This window comes from Pseudomonas sp. B21-035, assembly GCF_024748945.1.
In the GTDB taxonomy this organism is placed as follows: domain Bacteria; phylum Pseudomonadota; class Gammaproteobacteria; order Pseudomonadales; family Pseudomonadaceae; genus Aquipseudomonas.
In genome coordinates this window covers 5324638-5350466 of the sequence record NZ_CP087179.1, presented here as the reverse complement: position 1 = coordinate 5350466, position 25829 = coordinate 5324638, and the positions used below count along the sequence as shown (strand labels likewise).

Annotated in this window: 20 protein-coding genes, 1 tRNA gene and 1 pseudogene; 8 read left to right on the top strand and 14 right to left on the bottom strand. The window is 63.2% G+C overall.

Annotated elements, in window-relative coordinates; all coding sequences use genetic code 11:
• The first annotated feature begins 60 nt into the window (after positions 1 to 60).
• From LOY22_RS24530 to LOY22_RS24515, 4 genes are all read left to right on the top strand, one after another.
• A complete protein-coding gene (locus tag LOY22_RS24530) occupies positions 61 to 357 on the top strand; it encodes a hypothetical protein (protein WP_045199215.1) in 297 nt (98 codons plus the stop codon).
• 269 nt (positions 358 to 626) lie between these two features.
• Positions 627 to 2432 carry a phenylacyl-CoA dehydrogenase gene (locus LOY22_RS24525; protein WP_010221411.1) on the top strand — a complete coding sequence of 602 codons (1806 nt, stop codon included), beginning with the start codon at positions 627 to 629 and terminating at the stop codon, positions 2430 to 2432.
• A 221-nt stretch (positions 2433 to 2653) separates the two neighbouring features.
• Positions 2654 to 3937, top strand: coding sequence for a diguanylate cyclase (locus LOY22_RS24520; RefSeq protein ID WP_045199217.1), 1284 nt, complete (start codon positions 2654 to 2656; stop codon positions 3935 to 3937).
• Positions 3938 to 4058: 121 nt separating this feature from the next.
• Complete coding sequence (locus LOY22_RS24515; protein ID WP_258595150.1) at positions 4059 to 5837, top strand: acyl-CoA dehydrogenase C-terminal domain-containing protein; 1779 nt, start codon at positions 4059 to 4061, stop codon at positions 5835 to 5837.
• A gap of 229 nt (positions 5838 to 6066) precedes the next feature.
• On the opposite strand, the gene LOY22_RS24510 is transcribed toward LOY22_RS24515, so the two are convergent.
• On the bottom strand, positions 6067 to 6990 hold the full coding sequence (locus LOY22_RS24510; RefSeq protein WP_045199221.1) for a LysR family transcriptional regulator: 924 nt from the start codon (positions 6988 to 6990) through the stop codon (positions 6067 to 6069).
• A 102-nt stretch (positions 6991 to 7092) separates the two neighbouring features.
• On the opposite strand from LOY22_RS24510, the gene LOY22_RS24505 reads away from it, so the two are divergent.
• The 3 genes from LOY22_RS24505 (at position 7093) to LOY22_RS24495 (ending at position 9382) form a co-directional block, all read left to right on the top strand.
• Complete coding sequence (locus LOY22_RS24505; RefSeq protein ID WP_213603073.1) at positions 7093 to 7791, top strand: MOSC domain-containing protein; 699 nt, start codon at positions 7093 to 7095, stop codon at positions 7789 to 7791.
• Positions 7788 to 9059 carry an aspartate aminotransferase family protein gene (locus tag LOY22_RS24500; protein WP_093378897.1) on the top strand — a complete coding sequence of 424 codons (1272 nt, stop codon included), beginning with the start codon at positions 7788 to 7790 and terminating at the stop codon, positions 9057 to 9059. Before LOY22_RS24505 ends, LOY22_RS24500 begins: the two co-directional genes overlap by 4 nt.
• A gap of 164 nt (positions 9060 to 9223) precedes the next feature.
• A complete protein-coding gene (locus LOY22_RS24495) occupies positions 9224 to 9382 on the top strand; it encodes a YqaE/Pmp3 family membrane protein (protein WP_003177654.1) in 159 nt (52 codons plus the stop codon).
• A 36-nt stretch (positions 9383 to 9418) separates the two neighbouring features.
• Here the strand turns inward: LOY22_RS24495 and LOY22_RS24490 are convergent, their stop codons facing one another.
• From LOY22_RS24490 to panB, 11 genes and pseudogenes are all read right to left on the bottom strand, one after another.
• Complete coding sequence (locus LOY22_RS24490) at positions 9419 to 11257, bottom strand: S9 family peptidase (RefSeq protein WP_258595145.1); 1839 nt, start codon at positions 11255 to 11257, stop codon at positions 9419 to 9421.
• On the bottom strand, positions 11223 to 12383 hold the full coding sequence (gene pqqE, locus LOY22_RS24485) for a pyrroloquinoline quinone biosynthesis protein PqqE (protein WP_258595143.1): 1161 nt from the start codon (positions 12381 to 12383) through the stop codon (positions 11223 to 11225). The genes LOY22_RS24490 and pqqE overlap by 35 nt, the downstream gene beginning before the upstream one ends.
• Positions 12355 to 12630 carry a pyrroloquinoline quinone biosynthesis peptide chaperone PqqD gene (gene pqqD, locus LOY22_RS24480; RefSeq protein WP_045199234.1) on the bottom strand — a complete coding sequence of 92 codons (276 nt, stop codon included), beginning with the start codon at positions 12628 to 12630 and terminating at the stop codon, positions 12355 to 12357. The genes pqqE and pqqD overlap by 29 nt, the downstream gene beginning before the upstream one ends.
• Positions 12627 to 13382 carry a pyrroloquinoline-quinone synthase PqqC gene (gene pqqC, locus LOY22_RS24475; RefSeq protein WP_045199236.1) on the bottom strand — a complete coding sequence of 252 codons (756 nt, stop codon included), beginning with the start codon at positions 13380 to 13382 and terminating at the stop codon, positions 12627 to 12629. The genes pqqD and pqqC overlap by 4 nt, the downstream gene beginning before the upstream one ends.
• 8 nt (positions 13383 to 13390) lie before the next feature.
• Positions 13391 to 14302, bottom strand: coding sequence for a pyrroloquinoline quinone biosynthesis protein PqqB (gene pqqB / locus LOY22_RS24470; protein WP_045199237.1), 912 nt, complete (start codon positions 14300 to 14302; stop codon positions 13391 to 13393).
• Between the two features lie 67 nt (positions 14303 to 14369).
• On the bottom strand, positions 14370 to 14441 hold the full coding sequence (gene pqqA, locus LOY22_RS24465; RefSeq protein WP_008365141.1) for a pyrroloquinoline quinone precursor peptide PqqA: 72 nt from the start codon (positions 14439 to 14441) through the stop codon (positions 14370 to 14372).
• A gap of 167 nt (positions 14442 to 14608) precedes the next feature.
• The gene (gene pqqF, locus LOY22_RS24460) at positions 14609 to 16945 is read right to left on the bottom strand and encodes a pyrroloquinoline quinone biosynthesis protein PqqF (protein ID WP_258595140.1); all 2337 of its coding nucleotides are present in this window, start codon (positions 16943 to 16945) and stop codon (positions 14609 to 14611) included.
• A gap of 38 nt (positions 16946 to 16983) precedes the next feature.
• Entirely contained in the window at positions 16984 to 17781 is a 798-nt protein-coding gene (locus LOY22_RS24455; protein ID WP_093378922.1) for a carbon-nitrogen hydrolase family protein, read from the bottom strand.
• A gap of 13 nt (positions 17782 to 17794) precedes the next feature.
• Positions 17795 to 19476: pseudogene (locus tag LOY22_RS24450) on the bottom strand (flavin monoamine oxidase family protein).
• A gap of 174 nt (positions 19477 to 19650) precedes the next feature.
• Complete coding sequence (locus LOY22_RS24445; RefSeq protein WP_258595138.1) at positions 19651 to 20112, bottom strand: Lrp/AsnC family transcriptional regulator; 462 nt, start codon at positions 20110 to 20112, stop codon at positions 19651 to 19653.
• A 92-nt stretch (positions 20113 to 20204) separates the two neighbouring features.
• Positions 20205 to 21023 carry a 3-methyl-2-oxobutanoate hydroxymethyltransferase gene (panB, locus tag LOY22_RS24440; protein ID WP_045199252.1) on the bottom strand — a complete coding sequence of 273 codons (819 nt, stop codon included), beginning with the start codon at positions 21021 to 21023 and terminating at the stop codon, positions 20205 to 20207.
• A gap of 93 nt (positions 21024 to 21116) precedes the next feature.
• On the opposite strand from panB, the gene LOY22_RS24435 reads away from it, so the two are divergent.
• The gene (locus LOY22_RS24435; RefSeq protein WP_176794208.1) at positions 21117 to 21905 is read left to right on the top strand and encodes a helix-turn-helix domain-containing protein; all 789 of its coding nucleotides are present in this window, start codon (positions 21117 to 21119) and stop codon (positions 21903 to 21905) included.
• 41 nt (positions 21906 to 21946) lie between these two features.
• On the opposite strand, the gene LOY22_RS24430 is transcribed toward LOY22_RS24435, so the two are convergent.
• Positions 21947 to 22023, bottom strand: a tRNA-Ile gene (locus LOY22_RS24430).
• Positions 22024 to 22036: 13 nt separating this feature from the next.
• Entirely contained in the window at positions 22037 to 25780 is a 3744-nt protein-coding gene (locus LOY22_RS24425) for an EAL domain-containing protein (RefSeq protein WP_258595135.1), read from the bottom strand.
• Positions 25781 to 25829 lie beyond the last annotated feature (49 nt).

Below are 25829 nucleotides of genomic sequence, written 5' to 3'. Positions count from 1 at the left end.
TTTTGTTGGCAAGTCTGCTTCAATAGAGGCTGTTCGCCTTCAGCGTCATGGAGTTTCGACATGGAAATCTCGGGCAACTCAGTCTACTACGCAGGGCTCGGCGCCATTCAGGCCGGGCAGAACCGCGTCGATCAGGCCGCCAGCCAGATCGCCAACACCACCGTCGAGCGTGCCGCCACCAGCCAGTCCAGCGACTATCAGGCCGAGCGCCTGCGTGCGGTCGATCGCAGCCAGCAGATGGACCTGGCCACCAGCAGCGTCGAGATGGCGCTGGGCAAGCATCAGGTCGAACTTGGTGTCAAAGTGGCCAAAGCATCGGACGAAATGCTCGGCACCCTGATCGATACCTACGCCTGACCCCCTGCGGCTCGCCCTCTGCGCGCCTTCAACTAGTCTTTATGTATCAGCGCCTTGGCCTTGCAGGCCGGCGCTCGGCTGCGCGTTTGCGGGGTATTTTGCCAGGGCAATCGCGCAGTCTGGCATGGCCGAACTGCCCTCTGCTTGATGCTTGACAAGTTTTCGGCGTAAACGTATGTTTCAAACAACTGTTTGACCGAAAGCCGCCTAGAGCTGGTCGGTATATCGCGGTCTCCCTATCCAGGATTCATCAGCAGAGGTTCATCGCTATGCCTGATTACAAAGCCCCCTTGCGTGATATTCGCTTCGTTCGTGACGAGCTGCTCGGCTACGAAGCGCATTATCAGAGCCTGCCGGCTTGCCAGGACGCCACCCCGGACATGGTTGACGCCATCCTCGAGGAAGGCGCCAAGTTTTGTGAACAGGTACTGGCCCCGCTGAACCGTGTCGGTGACCTTGAAGGCTGCACCTGGAGCGAGTCGGGCGTAAAAACCCCATCCGGCTTCAAGGAAGCCTACAAGCAGTTCGTCGAAGGTGGCTGGCCGAGCCTGGCCCATGACGTCGAGCACGGCGGTCAGGGCCTGCCTGAGTCGCTGGGCCTGGCGGTCAGCGAAATGGTTGGCGAGTCGAACTGGTCGTGGGGCATGTACCCTGGCCTGTCCCACGGCGCGATGAACACCATCTCCGAGCACGGCACCGCCGAGCAGCAGGAGACCTACCTGACCAAGCTGGTATCCGGCGAATGGACCGGCACCATGTGCCTGACCGAGCCACACTGCGGTACCGACCTGGGCATGCTGCGCACCAAGGCCGAACCTCAGGCTGATGGTTCCTACAAAGTTACCGGCACCAAGATCTTCATCTCGGCCGGTGAGCACGACATGGCCGACAACATCGTCCACATCGTCCTGGCCCGCCTGCCCGATGCTCCTGCTGGCACCAAAGGCATTTCGCTGTTCATCGTGCCGAAGTTCCTGCCGACCGCCGAAGGCACTGTCGGTGAGCGCAACGCCGTTTCCTGTGGCTCGATCGAACACAAGATGGGCATCCACGGCAACGCCACCTGCGTGATGAACTTCGACGCCGCTACCGGCTACCTGATCGGCCCGGCCAACAAAGGCCTGAACTGCATGTTCACCTTCATGAACACTGCTCGCCTGGGTACCGCGCTGCAAGGCCTGGCCCACGCTGAAGTGGCGTTCCAGGGCGGCCTGAAATACGCTCGCGACCGCCTGCAAATGCGCTCGCTGACTGGCCCGAAAGCGCCGGACAAAGCCGCTGACCCGATCATCGTCCACCCGGACGTACGTCGCATGCTGCTGACCATGAAGGCGTTCGCCGAAGGCAACCGCGCCATGGTCTACTTCACCGCCAAGCAGGTGGACATCGTCAAGTACAGCCAGGACGAAGAAGAGAAGAAGAAAGCCGACGCACTGCTGGCCTTCATGACGCCGATCGCCAAGGCGTTCATGACTGAAGTCGGCTTCGAAGCAGCCAACCACGGCGTACAGATCTACGGCGGCCACGGCTTCATCGCCGAGTGGGGCATGGAGCAGAACGTTCGCGACAGCCGCATCTCGATGCTGTACGAAGGCACCACCGGCATCCAGGCGCTGGACCTGCTCGGCCGTAAAGTACTGATGACCCAGGGCGAAGCGCTCAAGGGCTTCACCAAGATCGTGCACAAGTTCTGCCAGGGCAACGAAGGCAACGAGGCGATCAGCGAGTTCGTCGCACCGCTGGCCCAGCTGAACAAAGAGTGGGGCGAGCTGACCATGAAGGTCGGTATGGCTGCAATGAAAGACCGCGAAGAAGTCGGCGCCGCTTCGGTGGACTACCTGATGTACTCCGGTTACGCCTGCCTTGCCTACTTCTGGGCCGACATGGCGCGCCTGGCTGCCGAGAAGCTGGCTGCCGGCACCACTGAAGAAGCCTTCTACACCGCCAAGCTGCAGACCGCGCGTTTCTACTTCCAGCGCATCCTGCCGCGTACCCGCACGCATGTCGCAACCATGCTGTCGGGCGCCAACAACCTGATGGACATGAACGAAGAGCACTTCGGTCTGTCGTACTGATTCAAAGGCTGTAAGGAAAAACGCCTGCCCTCACCGGCAGGCGTTTTTTTTGCCTTTTGTTTTCTGTGGGAGCGGGCTTGCCCCGCGATGTGAGGTAGCTGACAGAATGCTATCGCGGGGCAAGCCCGCTCCCACCGACCAAGCGCATTCATCTATTCATGTGCGCTGCCGATACATTAAGGCACAATGCCATTATTGATCTGCCGGGTCGGAGATTACCCTTGTTTCGTTTATCCGCTGTACGCCTGAGCCACTTCCTGCCATCAGTCTGTTTGCTGGTGTCGGGGCTCGCGGCCGCTTATGTGAGAGACCTCAGCGTCTTTTTCACCTCACTGTTCAATGTCCTGCCTACTCTGGTCCTGTTGCTCGGCGGCGCCTATTGCGCCGTGTACCGTCGTCAGCGCGAACTGTTTCTGATGCTCACGGTGTACATCGCCTACTTTCTCCTCGACACCCAGACCGACTTCTACCGCGACAACGGTCGCGTGCGCGAAGACGCAGCGGTGGTGTTCCACCTGGTTTGCCTGCTGTTGCCGCTGATGTTTGCCCTGTATGGCGCCTGGCAGGAGCGTACCCACCTGTTCCAGGACATGGTCGCGCGCTTCGCCGTACTGCTGGCCGTGGGCAGCGTCGCTCTGGGCCTGGAGCAGAGTTTCCCGCAGGCACTGCTGAGCTGGTTGGCGGAGATCCGATGGCCATCGCTGCACGGCCAGTGGATGAGCCTGATCCAGCTGGCCTACCCGGTGTTCTTCTGCGCCTTCATCCTGCTGGTGGTGCAGTACCTGCGCCAGCCACGGCCGTTGCATGCCGCGCAGTTGATCGGCCTGATCGGTATCTTCTGGATGCTGCCCAAGACTTTCATCCTGCCGTTCACCCTGAACATCATGTGCAGCCAGGTGATGCTGATGATTGCCGCAGCGGTGTCCCACGAGGCTTATCAGATGGCCTTCCGCGATGAGCTGACCGGCTTGCCCGGCCGCCGCGCGCTCAACGAACGCATGCAGCGCCTGGGGCGCAACTATGTGCTGGCGATGACCGACGTCGACCACTTCAAGAAATTCAACGACACCCATGGCCACGACGTCGGTGACCAGGTGTTGCGCCTGGTGGCCAGCAAGCTGTCCAAAGTTACCGGCGGTGGTCGGGCCTATCGCTATGGCGGTGAGGAATTTGCCGTGGTGTTCGCCGGCAAGAGCATCGAGGAGTGCATGCCGCACCTTGAGGCCGTGCGCGAGGTGATCGCTAACTACAACATCCAGTTGCGCAATCAGGACAGCCGCCCCCAGGACGACCAGCAAGGGCGCCAGCGCCGTGGTGCGTCGGCGGCCTCAAGCGTTTCGGTGACCATCAGTATCGGCGTCAGCGAGCGTCTGGCCGATCATCGCTCACCCGACGAAGTGCTCAAGTCCGCCGACCAGGCCTTGTACAGCGCCAAAGGTGCCGGGCGTAACTGTGTCGTCGCCTACGGTGTACAGGCCAAGCGTGGTGCCGTACGCATGGCGTGACCGAAATAGACTATACAGTCGCCAGATGACCCTATGTGTCACAAAAGTTGTTCGGTTACACTGCTTGCATAACAGTGATGCGGCCTGCGGGCCGTCCCCGACTCTAGTGTGAGAGGTAGCCATGGCTGACTATAAAGCGCCCCTGCGCGATATGCGCTTCGTCCTCAATGAAGTCTTCGAGGTGTCCAAGCTTTGGGCGCAGTTGCCGGGCCTGGCCGAAGTGGTCGACGAAGAAACCGCGCTGGCAGTGCTCGAAGAAGCCGGCAAGGTCACCAGCAAGAGCATCGCGCCGCTGAGCCGCAGCGCCGATGAAGAAGGCTGCCACTGGGACAACGGTGCGGTGAGCACCCCGGCCGGTTTCATCGAGGCCTACCAGACCTACGCCGAAGGCGGCTGGGTGGGCGTCGGTGGCGACCCGGCCTACGGCGGCATGGGCATGCCCAAGGTGATCTCGGCCCAGGTCGAGGAGATGGTCAACTCGTCCAGCCTGGCGTTCGGCCTGTACCCGATGCTGACTGCCGGTGCCTGCCTGTCGATCAACGCCCACGCCAGTGAAGAGCTCAAGGAAAAGTACCTGCCGAACATGTACGCCGGTATCTGGGCCGGCTCCATGTGCCTGACCGAGCCGCACGCCGGCACCGACCTGGGCATCATCCGCACCAAGGCCGAGCCTCAGGCGGACGGCAGCTACAAGGTCAGCGGCACGAAGATCTTCATCACCGGTGGCGAGCACGACCTCACCGAGAACATCATCCACCTGGTGCTGGCCAAGTTGCCGGACGCCCCTGCCGGGCCGAAGGGCATTTCCCTGTTCCTGGTACCGAAGGTCCTGGTCAATGCCGATGGCAGCCTGGGCGCGCGCAACCCGGCCACTTGCGGCTCGATCGAGCACAAGATGGGCATCCAGGCCTCGGCCACCTGTGTGATGAACTTCGATGAAGCGGTCGGTTACCTGGTCGGCGAGCCGAACAAGGGCCTGGCGGCGATGTTCACCATGATGAACTACGAGCGCCTGGGCGTTGGTATCCAGGGCCTGGCCTCGGCCGAGCGCTCCTACCAGAACGCCATCGAATATGCCCGCGACCGCCTGCAGAGCCGCTCGCCAACCGGCCCGCAAGCCAAGGACAAGGTCGCCGACCCGATCATCGTCCACCCTGATGTGCGGCGCATGCTGCTGACCATGAAGGCCCTCAACGAAGGGGGGCGTGCGTTCTCCACCTATGTGGCGATGCAGCTCGATACCGCCAAGTTCAGCGAAGACGCCCAGACCCGCAAGCGCGGTGAAGATCTGGTGGCCTTGCTGACGCCGGTGGCCAAGGCATTTCTCACCGACCTCGGCCTGGAGTCGGCGGTGCATGGCCAGCAAGTGTTCGGTGGCCACGGTTACATTCGTGAGTGGGGCCAGGAGCAATTGGTGCGCGATGTGCGCATCACCCAGATCTACGAAGGCACCAACGGCATCCAGGCCCTCGACCTGATGGGGCGCAAGGTGGTTGGTAGCGGCGGCGCGCTGTACAAGTTGTTCGCCGACGAGATCCGCCACTTCACCGCCAGCGCTGGCAACGAGCTGGGCGAGTTCGTCAAACCGCTGAATGCCGCCCTCGACAACCTCGACGACCTGACCGCCTGGGTGCTCGACCGGGCCAAGAGCAACCCGAATGAAATCGGCGCGGCGTCTGTTGAATACCTGCAGGCATTTGGCTATACCGCTTATGCCTACATGTGGGCGTTGATGGCCCGGACCGCCCTGGCCAAGCAAGGCGAGGACGATTTCTACGCCAGCAAGCTGGGCACCGCACGCTTCTATTTCGCCCGTCTGCTGCCGCGGATTCACTCGCTGAGCGCTTCGGTCAAAGCCGGTAGCGAGTCGCTGTACCTGCTGGATGCGGCGCAGTTTTAAGCGTAATAGTTGTTTGTAAGCATTCTCTTACATGACGTGGTGACTTTTCGCCTCTATCGGAAGATTGGATCCACAGTTAATCTTCTCACATGGACGTAGCGCAGGAAGCGCAAAGTACAGAACACGGACACGAAGGATTCCTGCCAGGATGGCGGGGCGAAAAGGATGTCAGGGAAACAGTCTGCAAAGCCCCGCTTCGGCGGGGTTTTCTTTTGCCTGCGATTTGACCTCAGCCCAGTACATCCAGCGGCGACACGCCGATCTGGCGCGGGTCGGCTTCTTCTTCCAGCAGGTTGCGCAGCAACTCCACCGAGGCTTGCTGGCGCTGCGCATCGCGAAACACCAGGCCGATCTTCAGCGGCACCCGTGGTTCGCTCAATGGCTTCCACAACAAGTCCTGGTCATCTTCGACCACTTCCTTGGCGCGCCCGGGCAGTACCGTTGCCAGCGAGGTGTGCGCGAGGCTGTCGAGAATCCCGCCCATGTTGTTCATTTCCGCCTGCACTTGCGGGCGCCGGCCGAGGTTGGCCAGTTGCGACTGCCAGATCTGCCGCACCTGAAATTCTTCGCCGAGCAGCAGCATCGGCAATTCGGCGGCCTGCTTGAGCGATACCTTCTTGAATTCGCGCAAGGGGTGGGTGTTGGGGATGACCAGTTGCAGCTCGTCTTCGTACAGTAACAGCCCATGCAGGCCGGGCTGGCGCGGCGGCAGGTAGCTGATGCCGATGTCCAGGCTGCCATTGAGCAGGCGCCGCTCGATCTCCAGCCCCGACAGCTCATAGATCTGCACTACCAGGTGCGGCTGCGCCTTGCGCACCCGGTCTAGCAGTTGCGGCACCAGGCTTGGCCGCACGGTTTGCAGCACGCCGATGGCCAAGGTGCGCAACGACTGGCCCTTGAAATTGCGCAGGGCCTCACGGGCCCGCTGCAGGCCATCGAGCAAGGGCAGGGCGTGGTTGTACAGGGTGTGCGCGGCCAGGGTCGGCAGCAGGCGCTTGTTGCCGCGCTCGAACAGGCTGACATCGAGGTTCTGTTCAAGCTGGCGGATCTGCTGTGACAGCGCCGGTTGCGACAGCGACAGGCGCTCGGCGGCCCGGCCGACGTGGCCCTCTTCATACACCGCGACGAAATAACGCAGTTGGCGAAAATCCATAACTGATACTTATCAAAAATGCTCGAAAAACCAAATGGCCGTTAGCCGCCAAGAAGCCTAGTCTATCCCGTATTCACAAGGTTTACAGGGCCAGAAGGCGCGATGAATACCGTGTATGTGGATGGCGTTTACATAGGCAAGGCAAAAAACCTCGGGCATGGCTTGTTGACTGATATCGATAAGCAGGAGGTTGCAAGACGCTTGTGGTTATGGCCGCAAGGGTTGGGTAGCGACGAACACGGCGACCCACGCTTTCATACCGGCCCCGAACGGGCCTTGCACCACTACCCGGCCGAGCATTACGCCTGGTGGCGGCAACGTTATCCACAGATCGACTGGCGCGCCCCGGGTTTTGGCGAAAACCTCTCGACCCACGGCCTGGATGAACATCAGGTCTGCCTGGGCGACATGTTCCGCTGGGGCGGGGCGCTGTTGCAGATCAGCCAGCCGCGTTCGCCGTGCTATCGCCTGAGCCATCGCTGGGGTTTGCCGAACCTGCCGCAACAGGCCCAGGACAGTGGCCGCTGTGGCTGGTTCTACCGGGTGCTCAGGCCTGGTTTCGTCAGCGCCGACGAGCCTTTTGAACTGATTCAACGCAGTTATCCGGGCCTGACCGTGGCCTGGGCGCTACGCACTTTTTACCGTGAACCTCTGGAGCATGCAGGTTTGAAAAAGCTGGTGGATTGTCCGGCCCTCTCGTCTCGCTGGCGCGATATCGCCATCAAACGCATGCGCACCGGTCAGGTCGAAGACTGGAGCGCGCGTTTGCTTGGCCTGCCGCTCGAGGGGCTGCGCGCATGAACCTGTTCAACCTGCGCCGCCCGGCTCCGGCCGTGGCCGAGCGCAAGCTCGCTGCGCAACCGGTAGAAGATCTGTCGCGGGAATGCCTGATGCCGGCGGTAGCGCGAGCGCCCCAGGTGTTCGTTCGCGGCCAGGGTTCGTGGTTATGGGACAGTGAAGGCCACGCTTACCTGGACTTCACCCAGGGCTGTGCAGTCAACAGCCTCGGCCACAGCCCCAGTGTGCTGGTCAAAGCCTTGGGCAGCCAGGCCCAGGCGCTGATCAATCCGGGTGCCGGTTTTCATAACCGCGGCCTGTTGAATCTGGTCAACCAACTGTGCGAAAGCACTGGCAGCGATCAGGCCTATCTGCTCAACAGCGGCGCCGAAGCCTGTGAAGGGGCGATCAAGCTGGCGCGCAAATGGGGCCAGCTGCATCGCAACGGCGCCTTCCACATCATCACCGCCAGCCAGAGCTGCCATGGCCGCAGCCTGGGCGCGCTGTCGGCTTCCGACCCGTCGCCGTGCAATCGCTGCGAGCCGGGGTTGCCGGGCTTCAGCAAGGTGCCTTTCAACGACCTTGAAGCGCTGCACGCGGCGGTCGACTCGCGCACCGTGGCGATCATGCTCGAACCGATCCAGGGCGAAGCCGGGGTGATTCCGGCGACCCAGGCGTACCTGCAGGGCGTCGAGCGGCTGTGCCGCGAGCTGGGCATCCTGCTGATTCTCGATGAAGTGCAGACCGGCGTCGGCCGCTGCGGGGCGATGCTCGCCGAACAGCTGTACGGCGTACGTGCCGATATCCTCACCCTCGGCAAGGGCCTGGGTGGCGGCGTGCCCTTGGCGGCCCTGCTGGCCCGTGGCAGTGCCTGCTGCGCCGCCCCCGGCGAGCTGGAGGGCAGCCACCATGGCAATGCACTGATGACTGCGGCAGGCCTGGCGGTACTGCAGACCGTGCTGGAGGCGGGCTTCTTCGAGCATGTGCAGGATTCCGGGCGGCACCTGCGCGATGGCCTGAGCCGGTTGGCCGGCCGCTATGGCCAGGTCGAGGTGCGTGGCCAGGGGCTGCTCTGGGCGCTGCAACTGAGTGAAGACAATGCGGGCGAGCTGGTCCAGGCTGCCTTGCACGAAGGCCTGCTGCTCAATGCCCCGCAAGCCGACGTGTTGCGCTTTTCGCCGGCACTGACGGTGAGCAAGGGCAACATCGACGAAATGCTGTTGCGCCTGGCCCGGGCCTTTGCCCGCGTGCATGCCGCGCAGCAGAACCAGCGACGCGAGGCCACGGCCTGATCAATACATCGCGTTAACGAATTTTCCGAACCGTCTCGCGTTCCTGCGCATCGCCCCAGGCCTGTTGTTTTTGGCTTGGGGCGTTTTTTTGTCTGCTGCCAACGAGTGGAACCCTGGTGCCGCGCTAGAGTCAGTTCTAGTACATCTTTGAAGGGAGCTGCCCAATGGATTTTATTCGCATCATCATCGCCATTCTCCTACCGCCGCTGGGTGTGTTCCTGCAGGTCGGCTTCGGCGGCGCCTTCTGGCTGAACATCCTGCTGACGTTGCTGGGGTACATTCCGGGCATCGTGCATGCGGTGTATATCATCGCCAAGCGGTGAGGCCAATCGCGGGTCAAGTCGGGTCGCGATAGCGATCTAACTGCCCTCCAGCACCCGCCGATAGAACTTCCATTCCTCTTCCAGCGCATGCGCCAGGTTGCTCGCGGTACGAAAACCGTGACGCTCCGATGGGTAGAAATGCCCTTCGGCGCGAATGCCGTTGGCTTTCAATGCATCCAGCATCGAACGGGTCTGTTCCGGCACCACCACGGCATCCAGCTCACCCTGGAAGAAGATCACCGGCACCTTGATGTTGGCGGCGTGCAGCAACGGCGTGCGCTGCTGGTAACGTTCGGCGTCGGCTACCGGGTCGCCGATCAGCCAGTCCAGGTAATCGCCTTCGAATTTGTGCGTGGCGCGGGCCAGCGCCTGCGGGTCGCTGACGCCGTAGAGGCTGGCACCGGCGCGGAATACATCATGGAACGCCAGGGCACAGAGGGTGGTGTAGCCGCCAGCGCTGCCGCCACGGATGAACGCGCGCTGCGGGTCGATCAGCTTGCGTTCGGCCAGGTGCCTGACCACCGCGCAGGCATCTTCGACGTCAATCTCGCCCCAGTGCAGGTGCAGGGCCTGGCGATAGTCGCGGCCATAGCTGCTGCTGCCTCGGTAATTGAGGTCGGCCACGGCAAAACCGCGCTGGGCCCAGTACTGGATGCGCGGGTCGAGCACCGGGTAGCAGGCCGAGGTCGGTCCGCCATGGATGAACACCAGCAGTGGCGGCTGCGCCTCACCGTTCATGGCCGGGTAGAAGAAACCATGAGCGAAACCATCGCCACTGGGGTAGCGCAGGGCCTGCGGGCGGCTGATGCGTTCGGCCGGCAGCGGCAAGGCACCGCCTGCCAACACCTGCACCTGATGACTCTGGCGGTTGATGGCGATAACCGCAGGTGGGCTGATGGCCGACGCGGCAATGGCATAGATGTGCTGCTCGTCGAGGTCTAGGCAGCGGAAGCGGTTGTAGTTCGCGCTGTAGTCTTCTACCGAACCGTCGGCATGACAGATGCCTAAACGACTGAAGCCGTTTTCGAACCAGCTGGCCAGGTAGTGTTGCTGATCCAGCGCCAGCCAGGTGCTGGCGCCCAGTTGCCAGGGCGCGCCGGCGTGGTCGGCAGCGGCGGCCGGCAATGCGCTCCAGCCTGCGGCGGTTTCGCCCCAGGGTTGCCAATAACCGTTGCGGTCGGACAGGCAATACAAGCGGCCGCCGGCATCAAAATGTGGTTGCTGCAGGGACTGTTGCGGGCCTTGTTCACCGGCGATACAGCGCGGTGTGCTCCAGCGGCCATTGGCCTCGCGCTGGCAACACAGCAACCGGGTTGCGGTCCATGGTTGCTCGGGGCGGCTCCATTCTATCCAGGCCAGGCGCGAGCCATCGGCGCTGAGGGTGGGCGCGGCGTAGAAGTCGGCGCCTTCGGCCAGTACTTCACGGCTGCCCTTGGCGATGGCCACCAGGCGATGCTCGACCGCCCCCGGGCCATGGCTTTCTTCCACTGCCAGCACCTGGCCATTGGCCCAGCGCAGGTCGCCGTAACGCTTCAGACCCTCGGTCAGTGGTTGCGGCAACCCGCCGTCAAGGTCCTGGCAATAGAGCTGCTGGTCGGCCTCGTTGACGAACACCAGGCCATCGTCGCTCAGGCAGAAGCTGCCGCCACCGTACTCATACACCCGGCTGCGCACGCTGAAGCCATTGGGCGTCAGGCAGCGGGCCTGGCCATCGCGCCAGAGCCAGATCCGGCAGGCGCCGTCGCTGGGGCGAAACTCGTTCCAGAACAGGCCCTGGGCGGCAACCCGCAGCTCGGCAAAGTCGGTACCGGCGGCGACCGCCTGTTCGGCGCTGAAGCGCTCAGCCGCGGACAATGACACGGGAGTTTCGCTCATTACGGAAGGTCAGCTCGTCGATGGTCTGATGGGCATGCTCGGCGTCTTCACGCGCCTTGAGGATGATGCCGTGCTCGGCCGACTTGGCGCAAACCGGGTCGGCATTGCTGGCGTCGCCGGTGAGCATGAAGGCCTGGCAGCGGCAGCCGCCGAAGTCTTTCTCCTTTTCGTCGCAGGAGCGGCACGGCTCGGGCATCCAGTCATAACCGCGAAAGCGATTGAACCCGAACGAGTCGTACCAGATGTGCTGCATGCTGTGGTCGCGCACATTGGGAAACTGCACCGGTAACTGCCGGGCGCCATGGCAGGGCAGGGCGGTGCCGTCCGGGGTGACGGTGAGGAACACGCTGCCCCAGCCGTTCATGCAGGCCTTGGGGCGCTCTTCGTAATAGTCCGGGGTGACGAAGATCAGCTTGCACGGGTTGCCGGCGGCTTGCAGTTTGGCCCGGTACTCGTTGGTGATGCGCTCGGCGCGTTCGAGCTGGGCGCGGGTCGGCAGCAGGCCGACGCGGTTCAGGTGCGCCCAGCCATAGAACTGACAAGTGGCCAGTTCAACGAAGTCGGCTTCCAGGGCCACGCACAGCTCGATGATGCGGTCGATCTTGTCGATATTGTGCCGATGGGTGACGAAGTTCAGCACCATCGGGTAGCCATGGGCTTTTACCGCGCGGGCCATTTCCAGCTTTTGCGCGAAGGCCTTCTTCGAGCCGGCCAGCAGGTTGTTCACCTGCTCGTCGCTGGCCTGGAAGCTGATCTGGATATGGTCCAGCCCGGCCTCTTTGAAGGCGGCGATCTTCTGCTCGGTGAGGCCGATGCCGGAGGTGATCAGGTTGGTGTAGTAACCCAGGCGCCGGCCCTCGCCGATCAGTTCGGCCAGGTCCTGGCGCACCAACGGCTCACCGCCGGAAAAGCCCAGTTGCGCGGCGCCCATCTCCCGCGCTTCGGCCATCACCTTGAACCACTGCGCGGTGCTTAGCTCCTGGCCCTGGGCGGCGAAGTCCAGGGGGTTGGAGCAGTACGGGCACTGCAGCGGGCAACGGTAGGTCAGCTCGGCGAGCAGCCACAGCGGCAGGCCGACGTCAGGTTTTGCCGGCAATTCAGGCAAGGCTGATCCAGTGTTCGGCACGGGCCACCTCCATGAACTGCTCGATGTCGTCACCGAGCTCAGGTACGCCAGGGAACTGCTTGTCCAGCTCGGCGATGATCGCAGCGACATCGCGCTGGCCGTCGATCAGCCCGCCGATCAGCGCAGCGCTGTCGTTGAGCTTGATCATCCCTTCCGGGTACAACAGCACATGGCCCTTTTGCGCGGGCTCGTACTGGAAGCGATAGCCCGGGCGCCAGGCCGGAACTTGCGCGCGATTAAAACTCATAGGGCGATTCCTTTGTGCCAGACCCTTTCGCTGGTGACACTGTGATAGGGCGGGCGGTTCAGTTCGTAAGCCATGCTCATGGCATCGAGCATGCTCCAGAGGATGTCCAGCTTGAACTGCAGGATCTCCAGCATGCGCTGCTGGCCTTCAACTGTAGTGTAGTGCTGCAGGGTAATCGCCAGCCCATGCTCGACGTCACGCCGGGCCTGGCCCAGGCGGGTGCGGAAGTACTCGTAGCCGGCCGGGTCGATCCACGGGTAGTGCTGCGGCCAGCTGTCGAGCCGCGACTGATGGATCTGCGGGGCGAACAGCTCGGTCAGCGAGCTGCTGGCGGCCTCTTGCCAGCTGGCGCGGCGGGCGAAGTTGACGTAGGCATCCACGGCAAAACGCACGCCGGGCAGCACCAGTTCCTGGGAACGCAGCTGCTGCGGATCGAGGCCGACCGCCTGGCCCAGGCGCAGCCAGGCTTCGATGCCGCCGTCTTCGCCAGGGGCGCCGTCATGGTCGAGCAGGCGCTGAATCCACTCGCGGCGGATTTCGCGGTCCGGGCAGTTGGCCAGGATCGCGGCGTCTTTCATCGGGATGTTGACCTGGTAATAGAAACGGTTGGCCACCCAGCCCTGGATCTGCTCGCGGCTCGCGCGGCCTTCATACATCGCCACATGGTAGGGGTGATGAATGTGGTAATAGGCGCCCTTGGCGCGCAGGGCCTGTTCGAATTCGGCGGGGGACAGCGGTTTGGCGTCGCTCATGTCGGCTCCTAGAGGGTGATGCTCATGCCGTCGAAGGCCACTTCGACGCCGCGGCGTACGCATTCGGCGCGTTCGGCCGAATCCTCATCGAGAATCGGGTTGGTGTTGTTGATGTGGATAAGCACCTTGCGCTGACGCGGGAAGCCTTCCAGTACCTCGAGCATGCCGCCCGGGCCGTTCTGCGCCAGGTGGCCCATCTCGCGGCCGGTGCGGGTGCCGACACCGCGGCGCTGCATTTCATCATCCTCCCAGAGGGTGCCGTCGACCAGCAGGCAGTCGGCGTCGCTCATCATCTGCAACAATTTGCCGTCGACCTGGCCCAGGCCCGGGGCGTAGAACAGCTTGCCGCCGGTGCGCAGGTCTTCGACCATCAGCCCGAGGTTGTCACCCGGGTGTGGGTCGAAGCGGTGCGGAGAGTAGGGCGGTGCGGCGCTACGCAGCGGGAAGGGGGTGAAGCGCAGGTTCGGACAGGCATCGATGACGAAGCTGCCTTCGAGCTCGATGCGCTGCCACTGCAGGCCACCGTTCCAGTGGCTGAGCATGGTGAACAGCGGGAAACCAGTGCTCAGGTCCTGATGGACCATGTCGGTGCACCAGACCTGGTGCGGGCAGCCTTCGCGCAGGCTGAGCAGGCCGGTGGTGTGGTCGATCTGGCTGTCGAGCAGGACGATGGCATTGATGCCGGTGTCGCGCAGGGCGCGGGCCGGCTGCATCGGGGCAAAACTTTGCAGCTGTGCGCGGATGTCCGGCGAGGCGTTGCACAGCACCCAGTGGATGCCGTCGTCAGACAGGGCAATCGATGACTGGGTGCGCGCCGTGGCGCGCAGGCTGCCGTCGCGAAAGCCTTTGCAGTTGGCGCAGTTGCAGTTCCACTGGGGAAAACCGCCACCGGCGGCGGAACCTAGAATCTGGATGTACATGGCCACTCCTGCCGCGTCCTGAAATAAAAACGCCCCGGCGGGCCGAGGCGTTGTACCGCAAGCAGGTTCAGCGGCTTGCGAAATACATGGTCACTTCAAAGCCGATACGCAGGTCAGTGTAAGCAGGTTTGGTCCACATGGGATTACTCCTTCCGGATAGGTCTGGGGGTTGTCAGCTACTTATTTAGTCCACCCTCCAGGTGAGGGGTTCCATAGCCAAGATTGCGCTATCTTACTAAAAAAATACGAACCGAATGGTTAAATCTGAGATAAACGCCATTACCGGGACGGTAAGAATCGCCTGCATCAGTGCCAGTTTTCGCTGGGCACCGGGCCGTTGACCAGGCACAGCCAGCCCTGTTCGGCCTGGCTTACCTGGCGGGTCAGGTGCTGCAGTTGCGGCGTTTCGACCGCCAGGATCGCCGCTTGCAGATCGCTCAACTGCGGCTGGCGATGGCCGGCCAGATGCGCCTGCCAGGCCCATTCGGCCACCTCGTTGTTGGTCATCGCCGCTTCGTCGAACTGGGCGGCGAGGGCCTGTTTATCTGCAGGGTTGCAGCTCAGTGTGGCGGGCAGGTTATCGAGCAATGCCTGGATGTGCCCGATGATCTCGGTATGGCTGGCCGATGGCGACTGCACGCCAAGCAACAGGCCGTTGCAGCCCTCGATCTGTCGGAAGGCGCTGAATACCGCGTAGCCCAGGTTCAGTTCGACCCGCAGGCGCTGATAGAAAGGCCCTTGTAGCTGCTGGGCAAACAGCCGGCCTGCGGCTTGGTCCTCGATCGGGCAGAACAGCAGCAAGGCCTGTTCACTGGCCGCTGGCGGTCGCGTTTGCCAGCGCCGCACAGGTTCGATTGTGGTCGGCAGATGCCTGCCAGCGCACCCTGGCATTGCGCTTAGGGCCTGGTTCAGCACCGATTGCTGGCTGGCACTGAAGCCGGTCGAAAGTCCAGTCCAGGTTGAATGCTCCCACAACGCATCCAGATCGCTCTGGCTGATTATGCAGGCCGGCAAGGGCTCGTCGACGCGGCGGCCTAGTAGTTGCTCCGGCAACTGCCTGAGCAGCGCGCGGATCGGCATGGTATCAGGCCGCTCGGCAGCGCCAGTTGTCCAGCTCTGGCTGGGCGGCTGCCGCAGGATGGCCAATGCCTGTTCAATCACTGCGCCCACCACGGTGCCATTGCCGGCGCAGCGCAACTGCCAGTATTTGTCGCAGGCGCTCAATTGCACTTGCACCCCAGCCTGCGCAGCCTGTTCACTCAGGGCTTGCAGCGCCCGATCAAGTACCTGCCACAGGCGCCCACGCAAGGCTGAGGTGAGCTGCCAGCGCAGGTAGACCACACCATGCTCGCGCGACGGCGGTAGCAGGGGAGAGACAGTCAGGCCTTCGGGAACGGCGCTGACCGAGAGGGTCTGCGCCTTCACGCTCAGCAACGGATTTGCAGCGGGCAACTGCCAGGCGTGGGTAGGCGGTTTTACCTGGCCGGCGAGCATTGTTTCGAGCAACTGTTCAAGCGCAGCCAAGCCTTGCGCGTCCAGCGCGTCGAAGCGTTGCCCGGTGCTGTCCTGGCGTGCCAGCTCCAGCGCGCTGGCGGCAAGTTCGCGACAACGCTGCAAGCGGGCGTATTCCTGATTGATGCTGCTCAGGTCCGCCGTGCGGAAAAACGCCAACCAGTCAGTCAACAGCGCCTGGACCTGCGTGGCATCAGCCGTGTCGTTGAGCTTGAAGCCCGCATGCAGCAGCGTCTGGCCGGCAAAGCTGTACAGCGAGGAAAACGCGAAGTGCGCCAGCCAGCCCCGCGCGCGCAAGGTCGCCGGCAAGCCGCCGGGCCGGATGTCGCTCAGCCAGGTAGCGAGAAAATCGACTGCCTGCTCAAAACCTGTGGGGAGTTGCTCGCACGGGTACAGCACATCCAGTTGCCGTTCGTTGTGCATCAACAGCGCAGCCCGGCTATAGAAGCTCGGTGGTAGCGATTGCTGCACTTTTGCCCCGCGACTGAACACCTGGCCGAAGCGATTCGCCAACGCCTGCAGTTCGTCGAGGCTTTGTGGCCCGCTCAGGCTCAAGGTGATTTGCCCGGCCTGGTAGAAGCGCTGGTGAAAGCCGCGCAACGCCGCCTGGAACGCCGGATTTTGAACCTGCAGGCTGTAGCGGTTGCCAGCCTGGAACGCGCTCAGCGGATGTTCGCTGCCCGCAGCCTGAAGCAAGGCAAACTGGTGCTGCGCTTGTGGATTGCGCGACCAGGCAATGAACTCGGCATGGATCACTTCCCGTTCGCGCACTTGCCGCTCAAGGTCGAACTGCGGCTGTGCGAGCATCTGGCACAGTCGCTCAAGCCCCCCGGCAAAAGCCGCGGGCGGTACTTCGAAAAAGAACTCGGTGCTGCGTTCACGGGTGCTGGCGTTGACCTGCCCGCCGTGGTGCTGCACATAGCGCATCAGGCCTTCGTCCAGGGCGAAGCGTTGATTGCCGAGGAAGAACAGATGCTCGAGAAAGTGTGCCAGCCCCGGCCACGCCGGTGGCGCGTCATGGCTGCCGGCCGCTACCCGCACAGCCGCCGCACAGCGTTTTAGCTGTGGTGCATGGCGCAGGGTGACCTGCAGGCCATTGGCGAGGGTCAGGTTGTGCAGGGCGCTGGGCATGACGACTCCGGGTACAGGCGAACCGTCATGCTAGCGGATTATTGCCGCGGCGTGCTGTAGAGCTCGGGGCGCAGGTCGTGCAGGTAAGGGTTGTTGGCCCGCCCTTGCTGCACTCGCTGCAGGTCGAGGTCGGCGCTCAGCAGCGCGCTGTCACGACCGGCCATGGCCAGGATGCTGCCATCCGGGCCGACGATGCTGCTCTGCCCGCAGTAGTGGATTTCGCCTTCGCTGCCGCAGTAGTTGGCGTACGCCAGGTAGCACTGGTTCTCGTAGGCGCGGGCGCGCACGGTGACCTGGGCAATGAAGTCGAAGGGCACCATGTTCGCCGTCGGCACCAGGATCAGTTCGGCACCGGCCAGGGCCAGGCGCCGGGCGTTTTCCGGGAACTCGATGTCGTAGCAGATCAAAAAGCCCAGGCGCCAGCCGTTGAGCTCGACCACCGGAAAGTGATCGGGCCCCGGGCTGAACATCGCCCGGTCGAGGCCACCGAACAGGTGGGTCTTGCGGTAGTTGCACAGGCTGCTGCCGTGGGCGTCGATCAACTGCACGCTGTTGAAGATCTGCCCGTCCTCGGCCAGCTCCGGGTAGCCGTAGGCAATGGCGATGCGGTTGCTCTGGGCGATCTCCACCACGGCCATGGCCGAGGGGCCGTCTTCGGCTTCGGCCAGGCGCGCGACGGCTTCGCTGCCGATGTTGTAGCCGCTCAGGAACATCTCCGGGCATACCAGCAGTTCGGCGCCGCGGGCAGCTGCCAGTTGCGCCTGCTGGTGCAGGCGCTCGAGGTTGCCGGACAGGTCCAGCGGTTGCGGTTCGCCTTGGAACAGGGCGATGCGCATGGCGATTCTCCCGTCAGTCGGCCAGGGCGATCGGGCCGATTTCATTGAACACGTCGCCCGGGCCTGGGTTGTCCGGGTGGGTCTGGCCACCGAAGTGATTGATGATACCCCACACCGCATTGAGCGACGTTTGCACCGCGCCTTCGACCCAGGCCGGGGTCCACGACACATCGTCACCGGCAATGAATATGCCGCGCTGCTCGGCCGGCATGTCCTGCTGCATGAAGTGCGCGTACATGCGCTGGTTGTAGCGGTAATGGCCGGGCAGGGCGCCCTTGAAGGCGCCGAGGAAGTGCGGGTCGGCTTCCCACGACACGGTGATCGGGTCGCCGATGATGTGCCCGGCGATATCGACTTTCGGGTAGATCTTCTTCAGCGCATCGAGGGCCAGCTTGACGCGCTTTTCCACTGGGTGCGGGAGCATTTTCAGCGCATCGCTCATCCACGAGTACGACAGGCAGATCACCCCGGCTTGTCGTCGCCGTTGTCGAACAGGTAGGTACCGCGGGTCAGGCGGTCGGTCAGGGTCATGCTCATCAGGTCGCGGCCGGTATCTGGATCCTTGTCCTTCCAGAACGGCCGGTCGACCATGACGAAGGTCTTCGACGACTGCATGTAGCGGGTGCGGTCCAGGGCCATCCACATCTTCTGCGAGAACAGCGATTCTTCGCACTCGATCTGGGTGGTCAGCAGCCAGCTCTGGCAGGTGGTCAGCACCGCGGCGTAGTGGCGGGTGTCGCCCCAGGTGTCGGTTACCGCCAGGCGCCCGTCGCTGTCGCGGGCAATGCTTTTCACCCCGGCACGTGGCGCGCCGCGGTGTAGCGAGCTGAGGCTGGTGCCGGCCGGCCAGTGCGCGCAACGCTCCGGCACATGGCGCCAGATGCCCAGCGGCACTTGCTCGACGCCGCCAACTACCAGGTGCTGGTGATCGTCGCAGTTGGTCATCACCACGCGGAAGATTTCCAGCATCGAATTGGGGAAGTCCGAGTCCCAGCCACCGGTGCCGAAACCGACCTGGCCGAACACCTCGCGGTGCAGGAAGCTGAGCTTGGCGAAGGCTTTTGAGGTGGCGACGAAGTCGTAGAAGGTGCGGTCGTCCCACAGCGGTACCAGGGTGTTCCACAGCTCCTTGAGGCGCGGCACATCGCGGTCGCGGATGGCTTGCTGGATGTCGCCGAAGCGGGCGCCGTCTTCCAGGGCATCGGCCCAGGCGTCGGCAACCTCCTGGAACAACTTGGGCAAATCGGAGAGTTTTTCCGCGTAGTGGGTCTGGCCTTCGAGGTCGATCACTGTGCTGCCCGAGGCCGGGGTCAGCGGGTTGGGGAAGGGCTTGGTTTCAAGGCCGAGCTTGTCGACATAGTGGTAGAACGCCGTCGACGACACCGGAAAGCGCATGCCACCCAGCTCGGCGATGATCCCGTCACTGCCTTCGAAGGCTTGCGAGCGCAGGCGCCCACCCATTTTCGAAGCTTCGTAGACCACAGGCTTGAGGCCCAGCTTCATCAACTCGTAGGCCGCCACCAGCCCGGCGATACCGGCACCGACAATCGCCACTTCCTCTCCATGGCGCGCCGCCGGGATGCTACCCAAGCCGGCCGGGTGCTCGATCCAGTCGTCAAAGGCAAAAGGAAAATCCGGGCCGAAAATGGTGATGGGTTTCTTGCCGTCGGCGGGGTGACGATTGTTCTTGTTCATAAGTGACCTTGCCAGGCGCTGCGCGGGGTGCGGAGCTTGAGTATAGAAAAAACACTGGCGGTCATTTTAGGGGGCGGGGGTTACGTAATTAAGATGCAGAGTGTCGTCGTTTGGTCGGCTTGTTGGTCGATATGACGTATCTGTCATTCATATTGACTTCTGTGGGCGCCGGCTTCAAAGCGGCTGCCCGCGATCCACCTTGCTGCTGAGGATGATCGAGGTGGTGGTTTTTTCCACGCCTTCAACGCTGCCGATCTGGTCGAGCAACTGGTCCAGTTGCTCGGGCGAGTCGCTGCGCAGCCAGGCGACGTAGTCGAATTCGCCGCTGACCGCGCACAACTGCTGCACCTGGCCCATGGCGCTCAGGCGCCGCACCACGTCCTTGCCCGAACGCGGTTGTACCTTGATCCCGACATAGGCCTGCAGGCCACCATCGATCAGGCGCTGACCCAGGCGCACGCCGTAGCCGCTGATGACCTTGGTCTTTTCCAGACGGGCCAGGCGCGAAGTTACCGTGGTGCGCGCGATACCCAGTTGCCGGGCGAGCGTGGCGACGCTTTCACGGGCGTTGATCTGCAGCAGCGAGATCAGCTGGCGATCGATTTCGTCGAGGGCGACGGGGCGGCTGTCGGACATGGGCACTCTCTGGCAAGAGCCGCTTTGCGCGGCTCATGGAATAAGCGCGATAGCCTATCCATTGCCCTCACCCTGGGGCAAGGCGTCTGTGCTCAGCGCGCCTTGAAGCAGTGCTCGGCCTGGGGGAAGCTGCCGTCGCGTACTTCCCGGGCATAGGCGGCCAATGCCTGGGCAATCTGCGGCTGAAGGTCGGCAAAGCGTTTGACGAAGCGCGGTTGGTATTCACCGAACAAACCCAGCAGGTCCTCGGTGACCAGCACCTGGCCATCGCAGGCAGGCGAAGCGCCGATGCCGATGGTGGGGATTGTCAGCTCTTCGCTCACGCGGCGTGCCAGGGGTTCGGCGATGCCTTCGAGCACCACCGAAAAGGCACCGGCGGCCTGCATGGCCAGGGCGTCCTGGCGCACTTTGGCGGCGCCCTGGTCGTCGCGGCCCTGGGCCTTGAAACCTCCCAGGCAGTTGACCTGTTGCGGCATCAGGCCGACATGGGCCATGACCGGAATCCCACGGCGGGTGAGGAATTCTACGGTCTCGGCCAGCTCTTCACCGCCCTCAAGCTTGACGCCCTGGGCACCTGTCTCGCGCAGCAGCCGGGCGGCGCTGAGGAAGGCCTGTTCGGGTGAGGCCTGATAGCTGCCAAAGGGCAGGTCGATGACCACGCAAGCGCGCTGGGAGCCGCGCATCACTGCCTGGCCATGGGCAATCATCATCTCCAGGCTGACTCCCAAAGTGCTGGGCAGGCCATACAGCACCATGCCCACCGAGTCGCCGACGATAATCACGTCGGCTTCGGCATCTACCCAACGCGCCATCGGCATGCTGTAGGCGGTCAGCACCACCAGGTTGCCAGCGCCCTTGCGTTGCTGGATGGCGGGCACGCTCAAACGGTTTTCACGCACATGGCTACTCATCGGTCTCTCCTTGGGTTGTTCAACGAAGCCGGGCGCAGGCTACCATCGGCCTTCGTCGGCTCACTTGAGCAAAGGAGACAGGCATTGCCGCCAATGAGACAAAGCAGTGAAGTACCGCCGTTGCCGGACTTCCAGCAACTGCCGGGGCCGGTTTACCGGCGCATGTTTGCCATTCCGGCCGGCCATCGCGTGCAATTGCACAGACACCCCTGGGTGCAGTTCACCTACGCCAGCGCCGGCATCATGCAAGTGGTCACCGAGCAGCACAGCTACCTGCTGCCGCCGCAATGTGCGTTGTGGATACCGGCGGGGGTCGAGCACACCGCCTACAGCGACCAGACCATCGAGTTTCGCGGGCTGTACCTGGATGACTCGCTGCTCAATGGCTACCAGCGTCCTTGCGGTGTGGTGCAAGTCACGCCGCTGGTACGCGAGCTGATCGCCAAGGCCAACAGCTTTGCACCGCAATACCCTGCCCAAGGCGCCCAGGCGCGGCTGTTGCAGGTGCTCGTCGATGAGTTGCGCGAACTGCCCGAAGCGCCGTTCGGCCTGCCGCTGCCCAGTGATCCGCGCCTGCGCCGAATCAGCGAAGCCTTGCAGGCCAACCCGGCCGACAACCGCAGCATTGAAGACTGGGCGCAGCAGGTGGGGGCTTCGCGGCGCACCCTGGTGCGGTTGTTCCAGGCCCAGACGCAGTTGTCGTTCAGGGAGTGGCGCCAACGCTTGCGTCTGTTGGCGGCCTTGCCGTTGCTGGCGCAAGGCATGAGCGTCACGGCGCTGGCCAATGAGCTGGGCTACGACTCGGTGTCGGCGTTCATCGCCTTGTTCCAGCGCCACTACGGCAAGACCCCGGGCTTGTGGGCGGCAGAATTGCGCAGCTGACAGCGGGCACAAAAAAACCGCGCCATGCGCGGTTTTTTATTTGGTGGGCCCAGCAGGACTCGAACCTGCGACCAAGGGATTATGAGTCCCCTGCTCTAACCAACTGAGCTATAGGCCCCAGTGGACGCGGATTATAACGAGGGTTTCCGGGCTGTGCTATCCGAAAGATCTGAAAGTGCTATGCGAAGGAAACTCGCGGCAAATTCTTCGGGCGGCAGCGGCAGGCTGACGATGTAGCCCTGGATCTGCTCGCAGCCTTCGGCAGCGAGGAACTGCTGCTGAGCCTGGCTTTCCACCCCTTCGGCGATGATGGTCAGTTGCATGCTGCGGCCCAGGGCGATGATGGCGCGGGCAATTGCCGCATCATGAGGATCGTCGGGCAGGCCGCGGATGAACGACTGGTCGATCTTGAGGATATCCAGCGGCAGGCGTTTGAGGTAGCTCAGCGACGAGTAGCCGGTGCCGAAGTCGTCGATCGCCAGTTGCACGCCCAGGTGCTTGAGCTGATGGAGGATGGCCAGGGCTTCTTCGGCCTGGCTCATGATGAAGTTCTCGGTGATTTCCAACTGCAGGTCACCGGCCTTGAGCTGGTGGGTCTTGAGCAGTTGTTCGATGCGTTTGACCAGGCTTGGCTGGCGCAACTGAGCGCCGGCGAGGTTGACCGACAGCGGGCCGAACGCCAGGTAGTTATGCTTCCAGACCTGCATTTGCCGGCAGGCTTGTTCCAGTACCCAGTCGCCCAGTTGCAGGATCATGCCGTTCTCTTCGGCCAGTGCAATGAAGTGCTCCGGCGGGACGTCGCCGAACGTCGGGTTGGTCCAGCGGATCAGCGCTTCGGCGCCGACCAGGCTCTGGGTCTTGAGGCTGAATTTGGGCTGGTAGCACAGGCTCAGTTCATTGCGCTCGATGGCCCGGCGCAGTTCGTGCTCCAGAGCGATGCGCTCGCTGGCCTGGGCGGTGAGGTCGCGGGTGTAGGACTCGACCCGGTTGCGCCCCTTGGCCTTCGAGCGGTACATGGCGGCGTCGGCGTTGCGGATCAGCGAGGCGACGTCGGTGCCGTCCTGTGGATAAAGGCTGGTGCCGATGCTGGCGCTGGTGAAGAACTCATGTTCGCCAGCCTGGAACGGTGCGCCGAAGCAGGCCAGCAGTTTGTGCGCGATGTGCTCGGCATCACTGGGCTGGTGCAGGCCGGGCAGCAGGATGATGAACTCGTCGCCGCCCAGGCGTGCGACGGTATCGATGTCGCGCACCTGTTCCTTGAGCCGCTGGGCGATGCCTTTAAGCAACAGGTCGCCGACCGGATGGCCGAGGCTGTCGTTGATGTGCTTGAAGCGATCGAGATCGAGAAACAGCACCGCGCCCTGGCGCTTGGAGGCCTGGGAACAGTTGAGCGCGGCCTGCAGGCGGCTTTCGAACAGGGTGCGATTGGGCAGGCCGGTCAGCGGGTCGTGATGGGCCTGGTAATCGAGCTTGGCCTGGGCGTGCTTGAGGCTGGAGATATCGGCGAACACCGCGACAAAGTGGGTGATGGCGCGCTCGCTGTTGCGCACCGCGCTGATGGTCAGCCAACTGGGGTAAACCTCGCCGTTCTTGCGCCGGTTGTGGATTTCGCCCTGCCAATGGCCCTCGGCCGTCAGTTGGTGCCACATGGCCACATAGAAGGCGCTATCGTGCTGGCCGGAGGCGAGCAGCCGTGGGGTCTGACCCAGCGCTTCAAACTCGCTGTAGCCGGTGATTTCGCTGAAGGCGCGGTTGACCGCACTGATGCGCTGGTCGATGTCGGTGATCAACACGCCTTCGGCGGTGTTCTCGAATACGGTGGCGGCCAGTTGCAGTTTTTCCTGCATCAGGTGGCGCTCGGTGATGTCGCGGGCGATGGTCAGCATGCAATCGACCCCGGCAATCGGCAGCGGCCTGGCTGACAGTTCGCAGAGGCGGATCTGGCCGTCGCTGCGGCGGATATGGCAGCTGAAATCACGCACGAAGCCGTCGCGCTGGAGCATGTCCAGCAGCCGCCGGCGCTCGTTGAGGTCGACCCAGATACCCAGGTCCAGGGAGGTGTGGTCCAGCGACATGTGGGTGTCGTAGCCGGTCAGGCGGCAGAAGCCTTCGTTTACTTCGATCAGCAAACCGTCACTCTGGCGCGACAGCAACAGGCCGTCGGGGGAGGCGTGGAAGGCCTTGGCGAACTTCTCTTCGGAGGTCTGCAGCTGCTCCTGGGTTTCTTTCAGCTGGCTGATGTCGCGTACTGCCACTACCAGCGCCGGCGTGCTGTCGAGCTGGAAGGTCTCGGCGGAAGTCAGGCCGGTGAACAGCTGGCCGTTGTTGCGCCGGAAGAGCATTTCCAGGTTGCGGATGCTGCCTGCCTGCAAGCGCTTGAGCAGGTCCGGGCCAACGCCGTCGATGCCCCAGATGTTCAGCTCGGTGGCGGTGCGGCCCAGCACTTGCGCCGGACTCAGGCCGATCTGTTCTTCAAAGGCCTCATTGACTTCCAGCAGGCAGCCGTCGCTCATCCGGGCGATGACCAGGATATCCGGGCACTGCTGAAACACCGAGGCGAACTTCTGCTCCGACAGGCGCAGGGCTTCTTCGGCGTTCTTGGTTTCGCTGATGTCGATCATCAGCCCGCGCATCACTGGTTTGTGCCCGTGTTCGATGAGGCTGACGATATCGCGCACCCACAGGCTGCGGCCGTCGGCGCGGATTACGCGGTAATCAAGGCTGTGATCGCGGCCGGCGGCGGTTTCGCTGTCGCAATAGGCCTGGGCCCAGAGGGCGTCGTCAGGGTGGATGATGCTGCGCCAGAAGCCCGGGCGCAGCCACTGGTTCAACGGGTAGCCGAGCAGGTCTTCGGCATGGGGCGAGACGTAGCTGTAGGTGAAGTCGTTGGCGTCGGCTTCCCAGGCAATGGCCGAAAGGCTTTCGACCAGGCCGCGGTAGTGGTATTCGCTGCTGCGCAGTTCCTGCTCAAGGGCGATGCGCCGGGAAATCTCCGAGCTCAGGCGGCGGTTGACGCGGATCACCGCAGCAAGGATGGCGATCATCAGCAGCAGGGCGGGCAGGCCGTAGATCAGCAGGTCGTACCACAGCGTGCGGTGGTCAAGCACTTTGCCGACCCAGCGCTCCTGGATATTGCTGATTTCGCCGGGGCTCATGTCGGCCATGACCTTGTCGAGAATGCCGACGAGGATCTTCTGTTCCCGTGGCACTGCCATGGCCAGCTGATAGCGGTAGGGCGTTTCGCCGCTGACGTACAGGCCTTCGAGCTTGAGCTGACGCAGGCTCCATATGCTCGAGGCAAGGTCGCCCACCACGGCGTCCACTTCATCGGTGGCCAGGGCCTGCAGCGCCGAGCTGACATTGGGCAGGGCCACCAGGTTGAGGTCCGGGTGGTGGGTGCGCAACAGCTCGTGGGGCGCGTAGTTTTCCACCACGGCGATCTTCAGGCCGTAGAGGTCCTTGATGGTCCGTGGTTGCGGCCCGCCATCATGGGCGAGGATGACGATCGGAAAATCCAGGTACGGGCGGGTGAAGGCCAGAAAGCTCTGGCGCTCTGGGGTCGACATGATACCGGGCAGCAGATCGAGCTTGTTCTGCCGGGCCTGCTCGAGCACGGCAGTCCAGCTGATCGGCTCGATCGGCTTGAACTGCACGTCCAGGCGGTCCTGGATAAGGGCAATGTAGTCGGCGGCCAATCCCTGGTAGCGACCGTCCTGGTCCCGGTATTCAAAAGGTGGCCAGGATGCATCGACGCCCAGGCGCAGCTGCGGGTGTGCGCTGAGCCAGGCTTGTTCTTCCTCAGTCAGGGTCAAGGCGCCGGCAGTTGCACTCCAGACGAGCAGGAGAGCCAACAGAAGGGCCGGCATTCGGGGCATAACGGCCTCGTCACACAGGTGGATTGATTCGAGTGTAGACGGGCATTTC